This is a genomic window from Pokkaliibacter sp. CJK22405 (assembly GCF_046614695.1).
GTDB lineage: Bacteria > Pseudomonadota > Gammaproteobacteria > Pseudomonadales > Balneatricaceae > Pokkaliibacter.
Window position 1 is genome coordinate 89,434 of the sequence record NZ_JBKKHQ010000010.1, and the last position, 13,705, is coordinate 103,138.

General features: G+C 50.6%; 10 protein-coding genes. 3 read left to right on the forward strand and 7 right to left on the reverse strand.

Features of this window, described 5'->3' with window-relative positions:
* Nucleotides 1-42: 42 nt before the first annotated feature.
* Nucleotides 43-2,052 carry an EAL domain-containing protein gene (locus ACKC9G_RS06845; RefSeq protein ID WP_411404194.1) on the reverse strand — a complete coding sequence of 670 codons (2,010 nt, stop codon included), beginning with the start codon at nucleotides 2,050-2,052 and terminating at the stop codon, nucleotides 43-45.
* A 163-nt stretch (nucleotides 2,053-2,215) separates the two neighbouring features.
* Complete coding sequence (upp, locus tag ACKC9G_RS06850) at nucleotides 2,216-2,845, reverse strand: uracil phosphoribosyltransferase (protein WP_411404195.1); 630 nt, start codon at nucleotides 2,843-2,845, stop codon at nucleotides 2,216-2,218.
* Nucleotides 2,846-3,084: 239 nt separating this feature from the next.
* Between upp and ACKC9G_RS06855 the strand changes: the two genes are divergently transcribed.
* Nucleotides 3,085-3,645, forward strand: a complete 561-nt coding sequence (locus ACKC9G_RS06855; protein WP_411404196.1) for a hypoxanthine-guanine phosphoribosyltransferase — start codon at nucleotides 3,085-3,087, stop codon at nucleotides 3,643-3,645.
* Nucleotides 3,646-3,797: 152 nt separating this feature from the next.
* Here the strand turns inward: ACKC9G_RS06855 and ACKC9G_RS06860 are convergent, their stop codons facing one another.
* Both ACKC9G_RS06860 and ACKC9G_RS06865 read right to left on the reverse strand, forming a co-directional pair.
* Nucleotides 3,798-4,379: an OmpA family protein gene (locus ACKC9G_RS06860; protein WP_411404197.1), complete on the reverse strand. Its 582-nt coding sequence runs from the start codon at nucleotides 4,377-4,379 to the stop codon at nucleotides 3,798-3,800.
* Between the two features lie 512 nt (nucleotides 4,380-4,891).
* On the reverse strand, nucleotides 4,892-5,818 hold the full coding sequence (locus tag ACKC9G_RS06865; protein WP_411404198.1) for a DMT family transporter: 927 nt from the start codon (nucleotides 5,816-5,818) through the stop codon (nucleotides 4,892-4,894).
* 156 nt (nucleotides 5,819-5,974) lie between these two features.
* Here ACKC9G_RS06865 and ACKC9G_RS06870 point away from each other — a divergent pair, with 156 nt between their 5' ends.
* A complete protein-coding gene (locus tag ACKC9G_RS06870) occupies nucleotides 5,975-6,832 on the forward strand; it encodes a prephenate dehydratase (RefSeq protein WP_411404199.1) in 858 nt (285 codons plus the stop codon).
* A 45-nt stretch (nucleotides 6,833-6,877) separates the two neighbouring features.
* On the opposite strand, the gene ACKC9G_RS06875 is transcribed toward ACKC9G_RS06870, so the two are convergent.
* The 3 genes from ACKC9G_RS06875 to nudC all read right to left on the reverse strand — a co-directional run bounded on the left by ACKC9G_RS06875 (nucleotide 6,878) and on the right by nudC (nucleotide 11,866).
* Nucleotides 6,878-9,880 (reverse strand): PAS domain S-box protein, encoded by a 3,003-nt coding sequence (locus ACKC9G_RS06875; RefSeq protein ID WP_411404200.1) that lies wholly within the window; start codon nucleotides 9,878-9,880, stop codon nucleotides 6,878-6,880.
* Nucleotides 9,881-9,923: 43 nt separating this feature from the next.
* On the reverse strand, nucleotides 9,924-10,979 hold the full coding sequence (gene sohB, locus ACKC9G_RS06880) for a protease SohB (protein WP_411404201.1): 1,056 nt from the start codon (nucleotides 10,977-10,979) through the stop codon (nucleotides 9,924-9,926).
* Nucleotides 10,980-11,056: 77 nt separating this feature from the next.
* Complete coding sequence (gene nudC, locus ACKC9G_RS06885; RefSeq protein WP_411404202.1) at nucleotides 11,057-11,866, reverse strand: NAD(+) diphosphatase; 810 nt, start codon at nucleotides 11,864-11,866, stop codon at nucleotides 11,057-11,059.
* Between the two features lie 278 nt (nucleotides 11,867-12,144).
* Between nudC and nhaB the strand changes: the two genes are divergently transcribed.
* On the forward strand, nucleotides 12,145-13,653 hold the full coding sequence (gene nhaB, locus ACKC9G_RS06890; protein ID WP_411404203.1) for a sodium/proton antiporter NhaB: 1,509 nt from the start codon (nucleotides 12,145-12,147) through the stop codon (nucleotides 13,651-13,653).
* Nucleotides 13,654-13,705: the final 52 nt, after the last annotated feature.

Below are 13,705 nucleotides of genomic sequence, written 5' to 3' on the forward strand. Positions count from 1 at the left end.
CCCGATAACGGGGCTTTTTCGTTTCTCAGACAAGAGGCGACGTTATTCGTCAGCCAACTGAGGGGCATTGGCAGCCCACTCCACCATTTTTGAGGCAGGTAACGCACGCGAAAAGCGATAGCCTTGCAGCTGATCGCAATCCATTTCCTTGAGGTAGCGCCACTGACTATCACGCTCAACACCCTCAGCCACGACTACCATCGACAGTGCATGAGCCATCTCTATCATGGCGTGTACAAGCACGCGGCTACGGGGCCGCTTTTCGATACCATCAACAAAGCTTTTATCCAGCTTGACTGTGCTGAACTCATAATTGCCCAGGCACTCAAAGGAGGCATAACCTGTACCAAAATCATCCAGCACGACTTTCACACCCAGCATGGAAAGCTCAGCAATAATTGAGGTTGCTCTCAGCGGGTCCAGCAGCTGGCTCTCAGTAATTTCGACCTGAAGGGCATCTGCCTGTAAACCACGCTCACTCAGCGCAAAACCGATCGCCTGTACCAGACCCTCATCCGCCAACTGAGTCGGCGAAATGTTCACCGCCACATGCAGGTCATTACTACCGGTTTCTTCTCGCCACTGCTTGAGTGCATCCAGAGCCCGATGAATCACCCAACGGCCGATGGACATGATTAGCCCGGATTCCTCTGCCAGCGTGACAAAAATATCGGGTTGAACTTCACCCAGGACAGGATGATACCAACGCAATAATGCTTCAGCGCCCACCCAGCGGCCGTCGTGCGCACTTACTTTCGGCTGGAACAATAATTCAAACTCTTCCCGCTCAAGAGCCCGGTGCAGATCGCTCCAAAGACGTAAACGCTCACGTGCCCCGTGCATAAGGCCCGAATCAAACATAATGAGCGGGCCAGCTTCGTACTGCTTCGCGTAGGAAAGCGCAGTTTCCGCTTCCTGAATCAGCTCGACCGGGCTTCGCGTTTCACCAAAACTCAAACCGCCACGAAGCGCAATAAAGAGCTCACCACCGCTCAGGTCATAAGGCCCGCGCAAGGTTTCTAACCAATGATCAACCGTACTACGCAGATCATCGACATTAGTAATCGAAGGGAAGTACACGCTGAAGTGGTCCGTCCCAATACGGCCAAGTCCTTGTTCTTTGGCAAGCAGCGACTTTAAACGCTCCCCCAGAAATACCAACAACTGGTCTGCAACGGTATGCCCAAGACTCTGGTTAATATGGCGAAAGTTAACAATATCCAGCACCAGAACCGCTTGAGAATCGCCCTTATTTGCGGCTTCAGCAGAGGCAACAAAAGCCTGGCGGTTGTTGAGCCCCGTCAATAAGTCCGTGCGCAGTTGTGTTTCAACACGCTGCTGCAAGGTTTGGTCACGCAATCTTAGGGTGTAAAAGAAAGGTTCACCGCCTTGGTCCTCAACACTTCGAAGAGAAAGCGCAAAGCATCGTAACTCACCATCAGGTTGCGAGAGCCAGTGATCAGCACTCCACTGCCCCCGCTCTGCCACACTGTGCTCAATGAGATGTTGATCAAGGCTTGGCTCGACTTCAAACAGTGTCCGGCCAATCACATCTTCGAGCTCTATCTGACGTGCCTCCAAATAACCCGCATTGGCAGACTGAACCTGCCAGCGATGGTTAAGAATCAGCATGGCATCATCACTTTGCACATAGGCAGACTGACCCATGCGACGCAATCGCTGCTGATCAATCCAGGAGAAGGCATCCTCCAACACTCCCAACAGCTCTTCACGCTTCCAAGGCTTAGGGATAAATTTGAAGAGCACGCCGGAGTTAATGGCCTCGGTCAGCCCTGAAAAATCGGTGTAGGCGGAAATCAGAATGCAGAGAATTTCAGGATCGTACTTTTTGATCTCATGCATCAGTTCCGAGCCTTGCATGCCCGGCATGCGCTGGTCACTGAGCACAACCCGAATGTGGTGACGCTGGATCAGACTGATAGCCTGATGAGGATCGGTACAAGGGATACCCTCATATCCGCGGCGACGTAATAGCCGGACGATGGCGTTAACATTATTTAGCTCATCATCAACCACTAATACCCGCTTCATGCCAAGCTCCCTCGGGCGGCTGGCGATACAGCCATTAATTGAATACTGCGATGATCGCAGCCTTAGCTTATAAAAGGGAAAGCCGTGCAGGCTTTCCCAGGAAGTGATTGTAACGACAGCCGGGAGCAAAAATCCACGGAATCACCCCAAAGTGGTGCATCTGTTACTTGGTGCCGAAGATTTTATCGCCAGCATCGCCCAGACCAGGAAGAATGTAGCCTTTCTCGTTCAGGCGCTCATCAACAGATGCAACATAAATATCGACATCAGGATGAGCCGCTTCAAGCCGGGCGATTCCCTCAGGACAAGCCACAAGGAAAAGTCCAAGAATGTGTTTGCAACCTGCCTTCTTAAGCATGTCGATAGTAGCGACCAGCGTACCACCTGTCGCCAGCATGGGGTCCAGAATTAAGGCGGTGCGATCTTCAATATCACAGACAATTTTCTCGAAGTAAGGAACCGGCTCGAGAGTTTCCTCATTGCGATAAAGACCTACCACAGAGACTTTAGCATTCGGTACTAGCTGTAAAACGCCATCCAACATCCCAAGCCCTGCCCGAAGAATTGGCACCACCGTAATTTTTTTGCCCTTGATGTGCTCAATACGGATAGGCTCGCCCGACCAGCCAGTCACTTCAACCTGCTCAGTCGTGAGATGGCGTGTTGCCTCGTAGGTCAGGAGTGTTCCAATTTCACTGCATAGCTCACGAAAGTGCTTGGTGCTGATACCCTGCTCGCGCATCAGGCCAATTTTATGTCTTACCAATGGATGACGAATCTCGTGAACTGCCATGAAAGCTCCTTATTCAGTGGATAGGATCGGCATAAAGGTACAAAATCACATACTCAGATAACAGCAATATATAGACCACAACCTATGATTTGCTTCACGCTATCTCTGGATAGACACTGACCTCATGGCATCACAGCCTTTGGTATGGCACTGGTCTGAGGCTTTGGCTAGAATTGCCGACTTTATTTTTTTCAAACCGTCCGGACAAGAAAAATCAGGACTCGACATAGGTAAGTATCATGACCGCATCTTCAGCAGAAATTGCCTCCATACTGGATCGCTCAGATTGTCTCGTTGATGAGGCCACCATTGCTCAAGCCTATGACAGCATGGCAAATGCCATCACCGAAGATCTTGCAGACAAGGTGCCGCTGGTATTGTGTGTCATGCGAGGTGGATTGATTCCTGCAGGGCAGCTACTGGCAAGACTGAGCTTTCCTTTGGAAGTGGACTATATTCATGCCACGCGTTATGGCATGGAAACCAAAGGCGCCCAACTTGAGTGGAAGGTTCGTCCTGGTAGCGAGGTTAAGGACCGCCATATTTTGATCATTGATGACATCTTTGATGAAGGCCATACCTTAGTCGCCATAATGCAGGAACTAACCTCGCTACAGGCCGCCAGCGTAAGAACGGCAACACTGATTAACAAGCTGCATGACAGAAAGGTTAAGGGATACACCCCTGACTATATCGGTGCTGACGTTGAGGATCGTTTTCTTTTTGGATGCGGGATGGACTACCAGAACTTTTACCGCAACCTGAATGCAATCTACGCGGTGAAACCTGAAGCGCTCTAAGCAAGCTTGCTTACATGCCCAGAGTACAAAAGGGGAGCCTCTCGCTCCCCTTTTGTATTTACTTCGTCATGTTCAGATCGCAATTTCTATATGTGCCCAAAACACAGACACAAAAAAAGGGAGCAAAGCTCCCTTTTTTTATTTAAACAGGATTACTGAACCTGTTTCTGACCGGTAACGTCGATAACAACACGACGGCTACGCTCTTGGTCTTCTTTACCGTTAGCAGTGTAAACCAGATCGGTTTCACCGTAAGAGTTAACGGTAGCGTTGCGAACGCCCAGTTTGTTCAGCTCGCTAACAACGTTGTTTGCACGACGCTGAGACAGACGCATGTTGTAACCATCGCTACCAGGGGAGCTAGCGTGGCCAGAAACCATAACGCCGCTTACGTCTTTCATGGTGCTGTTCATGTTACCAGCGAACTCAGCCAGACGAGCCTGGTTAGCTGCAGATACTTTAGCAACATCGTTAGGGAAGTAGACAGTCAGAGACTGCTCTACGTTCTGGTACATAGGAGCAGGAGCAGGAGCTGCAGCTACAGGCTCAGCAACTTTCTCACCAGTACAGATGTACTCGTCTTCTGCTTTCCAGTTAACAGTTTTGACGCAACCGCCAAAGCCATCCTTAACTACGTGGCCATTGCTGGATACCCAGTAAGAAGTGGGTTCAGTGTTTGCAAACGCGCCACCAGCGACAAGAGCCAGAGTCAGTGCAGTCACGGTCTTTTTCATGGCTAACCTCATTTAGTTCCTTGAATCAAAATTCTACCGCCACATTTGCGCCGTACTTCTACTTGGTTCCACTAGAGAAATACGACAATTGTCCGGAAGTATACAACAGATTTTCCATTTCAAGGAGCCAAGCTTCCTACTAGCTGCAAAAGCAGGGGTCCTGAGAGGAAATTCCCGGTGTAGCGCCTCCGAGGTACAGTATTACTGTGATGGTCAGAGATTGTAATTTCAACGGAGAGGAGTATTTCATTTTCTTTCCCCTCACCGTGAAGACGATGTTATCGGAATAATCGCGTAAAACTTTACCCGCCACTATCCCACCAATTCCTTCCACATTCCCCTCAAGCACTTTCACCCGTTAAAACTTAGAAAATACGAGGGTTACCGTTCCGTCGATTGGTGTAACGGTATTAATCAATACCCACACCAAGGATTGCAGCGCAGCAATTATATTTCAACTTTGACTAAATTGCGCAACCGAAACACCTTGATACAGCAGTATATTTCTTTCGTCAGTTTCCTTCCACTAGAGGAACTGCCTTTCGTGACAATCTCACCTGACTCGTTATAACCCCTATCAGCACCAGCGCTGATGCACAGGTCTGGATAAAGGACAAAGTTTCACCCAACAATGCCCAGGCTAATATCAGGGTAAACACGGGAATCAAGTTGATAAAGGCTGTCGCTTTTGCAGCTTCTACCTTGCTCACCCCGTAATTGTACAAACCATAAGCGCCGAGTGTAACCATCGTTCCTAAATAAATAATCGCGAATGTCGGTAATGACTGCCACTGCGTCGGCCAGCCAGCATCTCTGAATAGAACAAATGGCAGAAAGAAAACCGTTCCACAAAAAGCCTGCATTGCCGTCAGAAAGAAAGATGAATAGCGTTTGGTTAAGTGCTTAAGCACCAGTACATAGCCGGTAGCACACAACATGGCTAGAAACTCAAAGAAGTTACCTAAAATAGGGTTAGGCGCTCCCTCTTCAGGTGTGCCCGCCAGACTCAGCCAGACTGAACCCAAGAGCGCCACAGCAAATCCGGCATAAGCCTGTCTGGACATCCGCTCACCAAGGAAGAATGCGGCTCCTGCGGCTACCAGAACAGGCAGCATGGCAGTAATCATTCCGGCCTGGGAAGCGGTTGTGTTCTGCAGCGCCATAGCCTCAAAAATAAAATAGAGGCAGGGCTCAAACAGGCTCATCCCAATAAGATATTTCCAGTCACCGCGCTGGTAGTGACAGCCTTTGAACACCCACGGAGCGAGCAAAAGAAAACAAAGGCTGGCGACAGCCATACGCCCCCAAATCACAAAAAATGGATCAAAGCTGGCAAAAGCATACTTCAGAGCAATAAAGGAACTCGACCACAACCACATGGCAATGAACAAGGCCAGCGTAGCCCGTGTTTTAACCTGTGAGTCTTCCACCTGCGCCATTCGTCGCACTCCGTACCGACTTTCTTTACAATCGAACGACCATTGGCCGCCCCAAAATTTCCGGCAGCGTATCACAGCGATTCGGGCGCCATGAGTAAGTTTTCATAAAGCCGGATAAAAAATTTAAATGCCCATCCAGACACTCAGGTTAACGTCATGACCACTGCTCTCATTGCTTATCAGGGACACGAAGGTGCTTACTCTCATCTGGCTTGCAGGCAGGTGTTTGAAAACCTGCCTACACTGGCCTGCGAGTCTTTTGCACAAGCAATCAGCAAGGTTGAGAATCAGGAAGCGGCGCTGGCAATGATTCCGGTTGAGAACTCGACCGCTGGACGCGTTGAGGAAATCTACCGTCAACTTCCGAAAACCTCTCTGCACATCATTGGCGAGCATTTTGAGCCGGTAAATCACTGCCTTCTGGGGATCAAGGGCTCACGGATTGAAGATCTGAAGCAGGTACACTCTCACCCGCAGGCATTAGCCCAATGCGATACTCACCTGCGAGAGCTGAACATCGCTCCCGTGGCGGGTCTTGATACTGCAGGCTCAGCACTGAATATCAGTCAGCATCACGATGTTACTCAGGGTGCGATTGCCAGTAGTTTGGCCGCAGAGCTTTATGGTCTGGAGATACTGCGGGAAAACTTTCAGGACATGGAAGGTAACACCACCCGTTTTTTGATCCTCTCTCGCGATGCTCGCGTACCCGTGTTTGAGTCACAAAAGCGCTATATCACCTCTCTAATGTTTCAGGTTCGTCACTTGCCAGCGGCCCTCTATAAAGCTTTAGGCGGCTTTGCTACTAACGGTATTAACCTGATCAAGCTGGAGAGTTACATGACGGGGGGAACACTGGAAGTGAGTCAGTTCCATATTGATATTGCTGCTCACATTGATGCCGAGCCGATGAAGCGCGCACTTGAAGAGCTCAGCTTTTTCGCCAAGGAATATCGCGTGCTGGGTACTTACGAAGCACATCCACTTCGTCGCACCCGCGCAATGATTGACTGACAATGAGACAAGCATTTCCAGACCTGACAAAGAGCGTTATCTATGTCAGGTTCGGGAAGTAGCAGCACGCTCAAGGTGCCGCGCGAGTACATCCCGCAACTGGTCATACTTGACTGGCTTGGGCAGGAAATCATCCATACCGGCTTCAATACAGACTTGCCGGTCCTCAACCGAGCTATTGGCAGTAAGGGCAATAATCGTTGTACGTGCCCCTTCGGTTTCCTGCTCGCGAATAGTACGCGTGGCGGTGAGACCATCCATCACCGGCATTCGCCAGTCCATCAGAATCAGATCATAGTCCGTGTTTTTCCAGGCAGTCACTGCAGCATCACCGTTATCGACCATATCCGCCTGAAGCTTCATCTTCTCCAGCATACGCAGAATGACCGCCTGGTTAACCTGATTATCCTCAGCAACCAGAATGCGATAGGCATGTTGGAAACCCGAATTATCCTCAGGAGTCAGCAGTTTGCTCTGGTGGGTTTCTTTCACCGGTAGCGGGATTTCAAACCAGAAATTACTGCCCTCGCCCGGCACACTATCGACATCAATATAACCGCCCATCTGACTGACAAGACGTCGACAGATCGCAAGCCCCAGACCTGTGCCACCGTAGCGACGAGTCGTTGAGGTATCCGCCTGAGCAAAGCGGGTGAAGAGCGAAGGTTTGAACGCAGGATCAATACCTATGCCTGAGTCTTCAACATTGAAACGATACCAGGCCACCTGACCCAGCTTACGCATCTGCATAACGCCCACACGAACATGGCCTTTCTCGGTAAACTTGACGGCGTTACCCAGCAGGTTCACGAGAATCTGTCGACAACGCTGCAAGTCTCCAATCACCCAGTCCTCACCACACTGATGAAGAATCATCTCGCATTCGAGGCCTTTCTGATTGGCTTGCCCCTTGATAACCTGAACAGAGGAAGCCATAAGCTCACCGATGTTGAAAGATTCCTGCGCCAGTTGCAGCTTGCCAGCATCCAGTTTGGAGAAGTCCAACACGTCATTCACAATTGACAATAACAGCTCGCCAGAAGAGCGGATGATATCGACCAGCTGCTCTTCATCCTCACCAAGCTCCGCATCCGCAAGAATATCGGCCACACCGATAATACCGTTCATCGGCGTTCTGATTTCATGGCTCATGCTGGCAAGGAAGTCGGATTTCGCCTGGTTTGCCTGTTCCGCTTCAAGCACCGCTTGTAACAGTTTCGCGTGAGCCTGCTTGGTCTGGCTGATATCACGTAAAACCACCAGCGCCCCTATATGGCCGCCACTATTGCTATAGAGAGGTTTGGCGTTAATCGAAATATAGGAAGTGTGGCCCTGACGTTCGAGACGGTATTCCTTATCCCAGATCACATGCTCCTGCAGTGCCTGAATGATAGGCTCGCCCTCATCATAACGCTCCCCGTTCTCAACGATAAAGCGCCCGCTTTTCCATTGATGAATACTCTCGGCATCTGGAGAAAGTCCCAGCACCCGGTAGACATGAAGGTTGGCCTGAAGAATCTTGCCGTTGAGATCAAGTACCAGCACACCGTCATTGAGATTATCGAGAATGTTCCGCAGCAATCGGTTCTGGTTCCCGATTTCAGTTTCCTGATTAATCAGCACCGAGACATCACTGAAAACCGCAATGTAGTTCGTGACTTCATCACGGTGATTACGAATTTCACTGATCGACAGCCACTCTGGGAACAGTCTGCCGTCCTTGTTCTGGTTCCAGATCTGGCCTTGCCAGCTGCCTTTACTGGTGAGTGAATCCCACATTTCACGGTAAAAATCCTGGCCGTGAATGCCTGAACTCAGCACATCCGGGAACAAGCCGCCGGGGAAAAGCCCTTCGATCTCATCTGAGGAGTAACCGGTAATATCAGTGAAAGCCTTGTTGACCGCCAATACGCGACTTTGTACGTCGGTGATCATGATGCCTTCCTGCGTACTTTCAAATACCTGCGCTGTCAGGCTCAAACGCTCTCGGGTTTCCAGCTGCTCTGTGATATCGCGGCAACAAAGAATGCCGGCTTCCGATGAAGTCACCACATCAAATGGCTGATAATGACAGGCAACGACCCGGGGTTTTCCGCGACCGACATGCAAAAGCAGCTCGTCATAACGGAAAGATTCACCTCGAACCAGCGCATCATGGATATCGCGCTGCAGGAAGCCCTCATCAAAATAATGACCTTCTCGGGGCGATAACCATTGTGTCAGAGATTGTGTGCGCAGAAGCTCACTGTTTTCGATCCCAACCAACTGTCTGCCTGCCTGATTCGAACGCTGGCAGTAGCCCGCAGTATCAAGAACAAACATGGCTTCAGTCGTTGTTTCGAAGTAATCCTCCAGGCGGTTCTGTAGACGCTTACTAAGCTCTACCAGCGTCAGCAGACGCTCACCGGAAATCAGATAGTTGCCTTTAGGTTGAATACTAAAGCCGCTGGGGTCTTCCGCACCGGTGATAACCGCCAGCGTATGCTCCTGTTCCTGGCGAACCAGTGTGCGCCAGATCCGCAGCAATAAAGGACCGAGCAGCAACGCCAGGAGGCCAAGTAGTAAATAACTACCCCGAAGCCAGTTATTGGTCTCAATAATGGCCTGAGTTTCCATACCGATATTAATGGTCCCAAGACGCTTGCCCTGATCCACAATATCGACTTTACCCCAGTACAAAGAAGGATCATCCGCCGCCAGTTCAAGCTCGTCATCACGCAGATAATGACTGGATGACAGATCGCCAAGGCTCAAAATTTCACGGCCGTAGGTGCTGACAATATTCAGCGTACGAATACCCGAATCCTGCTTTTGCACCAGCGGTAATAAAAGCTCACGAAGCTTGAGGGTATCGCCCGCCGCCAGCGGTTGGGCAATCAAGGGAGGGAGAATCAGTTCGAGGCGATTAACCTCAGCGGCGAAGTGAGCTTCGCGCTCTTTATGAAGGGAGGAATAGGAAACAATGACGTACAGGGAGAGCAGTGCCAGTGCCAACACCCCTACTCCCAATAAGCTCATCTCAAAGCGTGTCAGTCGAAGACGCAACATACTTCCGTTTCCTTCACCTCAGGCTGACACGCCTGCACCCAGCTTAACGATGGAAACGGCTTGAATTGAGCCACTGATCCACTTTATCGAGTGTCTGGGTACTGATTGCGCCAAAGATATTACCAATTCGTTCTTGCAGACCTTTTCTGGCAGCATAGTGCATCCAGTATACATCTGCGCGCTCACAGGCCTGCATGATCCATTGATCACTGGTCATAAGCTCATCAACCATGCCGATGTCGATAGCCTGTTTGCCATACCAAACCTCGCCGGTCGCCACCTTGGCAATGTCCATCTCGGTGCGGTAGCTACTCACCATATCCTTAAACAAGGTGTGAGTCTCTTCAAGATCATGCTTGAACTTCTCGCGTGCCTTGTCGGTGTTCTCGCCCAGCATGGTCAGGGTTCGCTTGTACTCACCGGCCGTAAGAATTTCGACATCAACATCGTTTTTCTTGAGCAGACGGTGAATGTTAGGCACCTGAGCAACCACACCAATAGAGCCCATCACCGCAAAGGGAGCGGCAATGATGCGGTCCGCGATACAAGCCATCATATAACCACCGCTGGCGGCGACCTTGTCAACACAGACCGTCAGGCGAACACCCGCACTACGGATTCGCTCCAGTTGAGATGCTGCCAGGCCATAGCCGTGAACCATACCGCCAGGGCTTTCAAGGCGAAGCATCACTTCATCTTTTTCAGGATTCACCAGCGTCAGAATCGCGGTGATTTCCTCGCGCAGATGTTCAACACCCGAAGCCTTAATATCGCCGTCGAAATCCAACACATAAATCCGACCTTTTTCTACTGTCTCTTCAGGGTCAGCTTTTTTGCTTTCTTTCGCCTTACGCTTCTCTTCTTTTTTCTTTTCTTTCAGCTCTTTTTTCAGTAGCTGCTTATCCCAGATTTCGTGCTTAAGAGAGTCTTTCATCTCATCCAGCCATTCGTTCATATGACGAACTTCCAGATGCCCCTCTTTACGCTCCTTGCCCCCTTTACCGGCAACTATCAGCATGAGTAATCCGCCGATGATCAACACGATCAGGGTGAGGCTTTTGGCCAGAAACAGCCCGTAATTGGCCAGAAATTCCAACATGAAAACTCCTTATAAATCGCACGCTGTCGCGCATCATAGCAAGGCAGAGTAAAAGCCTACCAGCATTGTCATTGCTTTTAGCGGGAGACTTGTGCCAGCCAGCGATCAATCAGCTCACGGGCGATAGAAACGGAAGGCGGCATATCCGGTAACTCATCGGCTGACCACCAGCGCGCATCCTCGATTTCGCCGGGCTGACACAGAATATCGCCACTCTCATACTCAGCCTCAAAACCCAGCATGAGTGAATGGGGAAATGGCCAGGACTGACTACTGACATAACGCACGTTTTTAACGCGGATAGCGGTTTCCTCAAAAACCTCACGATGTACCGCCTGCTCGGCGGTTTCACCCGCTTCAATAAAGCCGGCAAGCGTTGAGTAACGTCCGGCAGGAAAATGCGGTGCCTTGGCCAGCAAGGCACGCTCCCCCTGGCGTACCAGCACAATAATGCAGGGTGATAAACGCGGATAAGCACGATGATGACATGCTGGGCACACCTGAGCGACCTCGCCTTGCAATGGCTCAGTCTTATGACCACAGCGGCCACAGAAACGATGGTCACGCCACCAGGTATTAAGCTCCGCCGCACGGGCAAGCACTACAAAATTATCAGCTCCGGCATCCAATAACGCTGCTCGAAGCCCTACTAGCGTATAGCTATCGAGGTGTTCAACCTCCGCCGTCCAGAGCTTGAAGCGATCACCGGAATCCAGGGTCATCTCGCCCACTGGATGAAAGACAGAATCACTGACTATTTCCGCCAGTCTGTCCCAGGAAAGCAGCCATTGCCCCGCTGAGGTTACCCAAACCTGACCGTCATACATGAGCAGTAGTTGGTCATTGCCGCCGGGTTCTCCATTCACAGGAACAATGTCAAAATTCATTGCAGATACCTATTCTTTATGACAAAAAGGGCTTATGACAAAACGGACGCGATTACCGTTGTTTGTATAACCAGAATCATTACGACAAAAAGACCCTAGCTGTCCTGATCCCGTCATCTACACTTAGGGCACCCATTACGCATCGCCGATAACATCTCAGCTATGCCGGTGTTTGGACAGTAGAATAACCCAAATGAATCCATGATCGCGGAGACAGACACGCTGTGTCTCAAACTGCATGGGAATCGAGCAACGTTGAGAGTACATAGGATTGGATCATGGCCGGAAATCTAAGCCAGGCTTTTTTCAGAAACTTCCTGGGGAACTCCCCCATTTGGTACAAAAAAACTGTCATCGCATTTCTGATCGCTAACCCGATCTTGCTGATGAGCGTCGGACCCGTCGTCACCGGCTGGATTCTGATTTTTGAATTTATCTTCACTTTGGCTCTGGCACTCAAGTGCTATCCACTGCAGCCAGGAGGTCTTCTGGCATTGGAAGCCGTTGCTATTGGCCTAACCAGCCCGGATGCGGTTTACCATGAGGTCAGTAATAACCTCGCTGTTATCCTGCTGCTGATGTTTATGGTGGCTGGCATCTACTTTATGAAGAGCATGCTGTTGACCGTTTTCACCCGAATACTGCTCGGGGTGAAATCCAAGACCAAGCTTGCCCTGCTCTTCTCGCTTTCCTCTGCTTTTCTTTCAGCCTTTCTCGATGCGCTTACAGTCACTGCGGTTCTGATCAGTGTTTGCGTTGGCTTTTACGCGGTCTATCACCGGGTTGCCTCTGGCAAAGTGCTGCATCACCCTGATGATCACGATCACTCTGATGATGTCAGCGTGGGCGATACCCATCAGACCGACCTGGATAAATTTCGTGGTTTCCTGCGCAGCCTGCTTATGCATGGCGCTATTGGTACGGCATTAGGTGGCGTATGTACGCTGGTAGGTGAGCCTCAAAACCTGCTGATCGCCGATAAGGCCGGCTGGCACTTTATTGAGTTCTTCGTCCACATGGCTCCGATTACCATGCCGGTTCTGGTAGCCGGACTGGTCACCTGCCTGTTCCTGGAGAAGTTTCGTATCTTTGGCTACGGCGACCGCCTGCCTGATAGTGTGCGTCTGATTCTGAAAGAGTTTGCCGCCATCGAAGATGCCAAACGCACGGATCGTGAGCGCATTATTCTGATCATTCAGTGTGTTGTTGGCGTTCTGCTGATTCTCGGTCTGGCATTCCATATGGCAGAAGTTGGCCTGATCGGTCTGATGGTGATTATCCTGTTGACCGCGTTTAATGGCGTAACAGATGAGCACCAGATTGGCCATGCCTTTGAAGAAGCCATGCCCTTCACCGCATTGCTGGTAGTGTTTTTCTCTATCGTGGCGATGATCCATGACCAGCATCTGTTCCAACCCATTATTCACTGGGTGCTGCTGCAGGATCCGGTGGCCCAGCCAGCCATTTTCTTCATTGCCAACGGCGTACTGTCTGCCATCAGTGATAACGTCTTCGTTGCCACGGTCTATATCAATGAAGTTCAGGCTGCATTGCAGGCAGGAGAAATCACCGTCGAGCATTTCAACAAGCTTGCCGTGGCGATCAACACCGGCACCAACATCCCAAGCGTTGCAACGCCCAACGGTCAGGCGGCATTTCTGTTCCTGCTGACCTCAGCGGTTGCTCCGCTGGTAAGGCTTTCCTATGGCCGCATGGTGCTGATGGCCCTGCCCTACACTATCATCATGTCATTTGTCGGACTCATTGCCGTGACTCTGGCGCTTTAAGCGGCGTTAGGTCAGCGGTCTAATAAAAAATCCCCTGCCAAATGACAGGGGA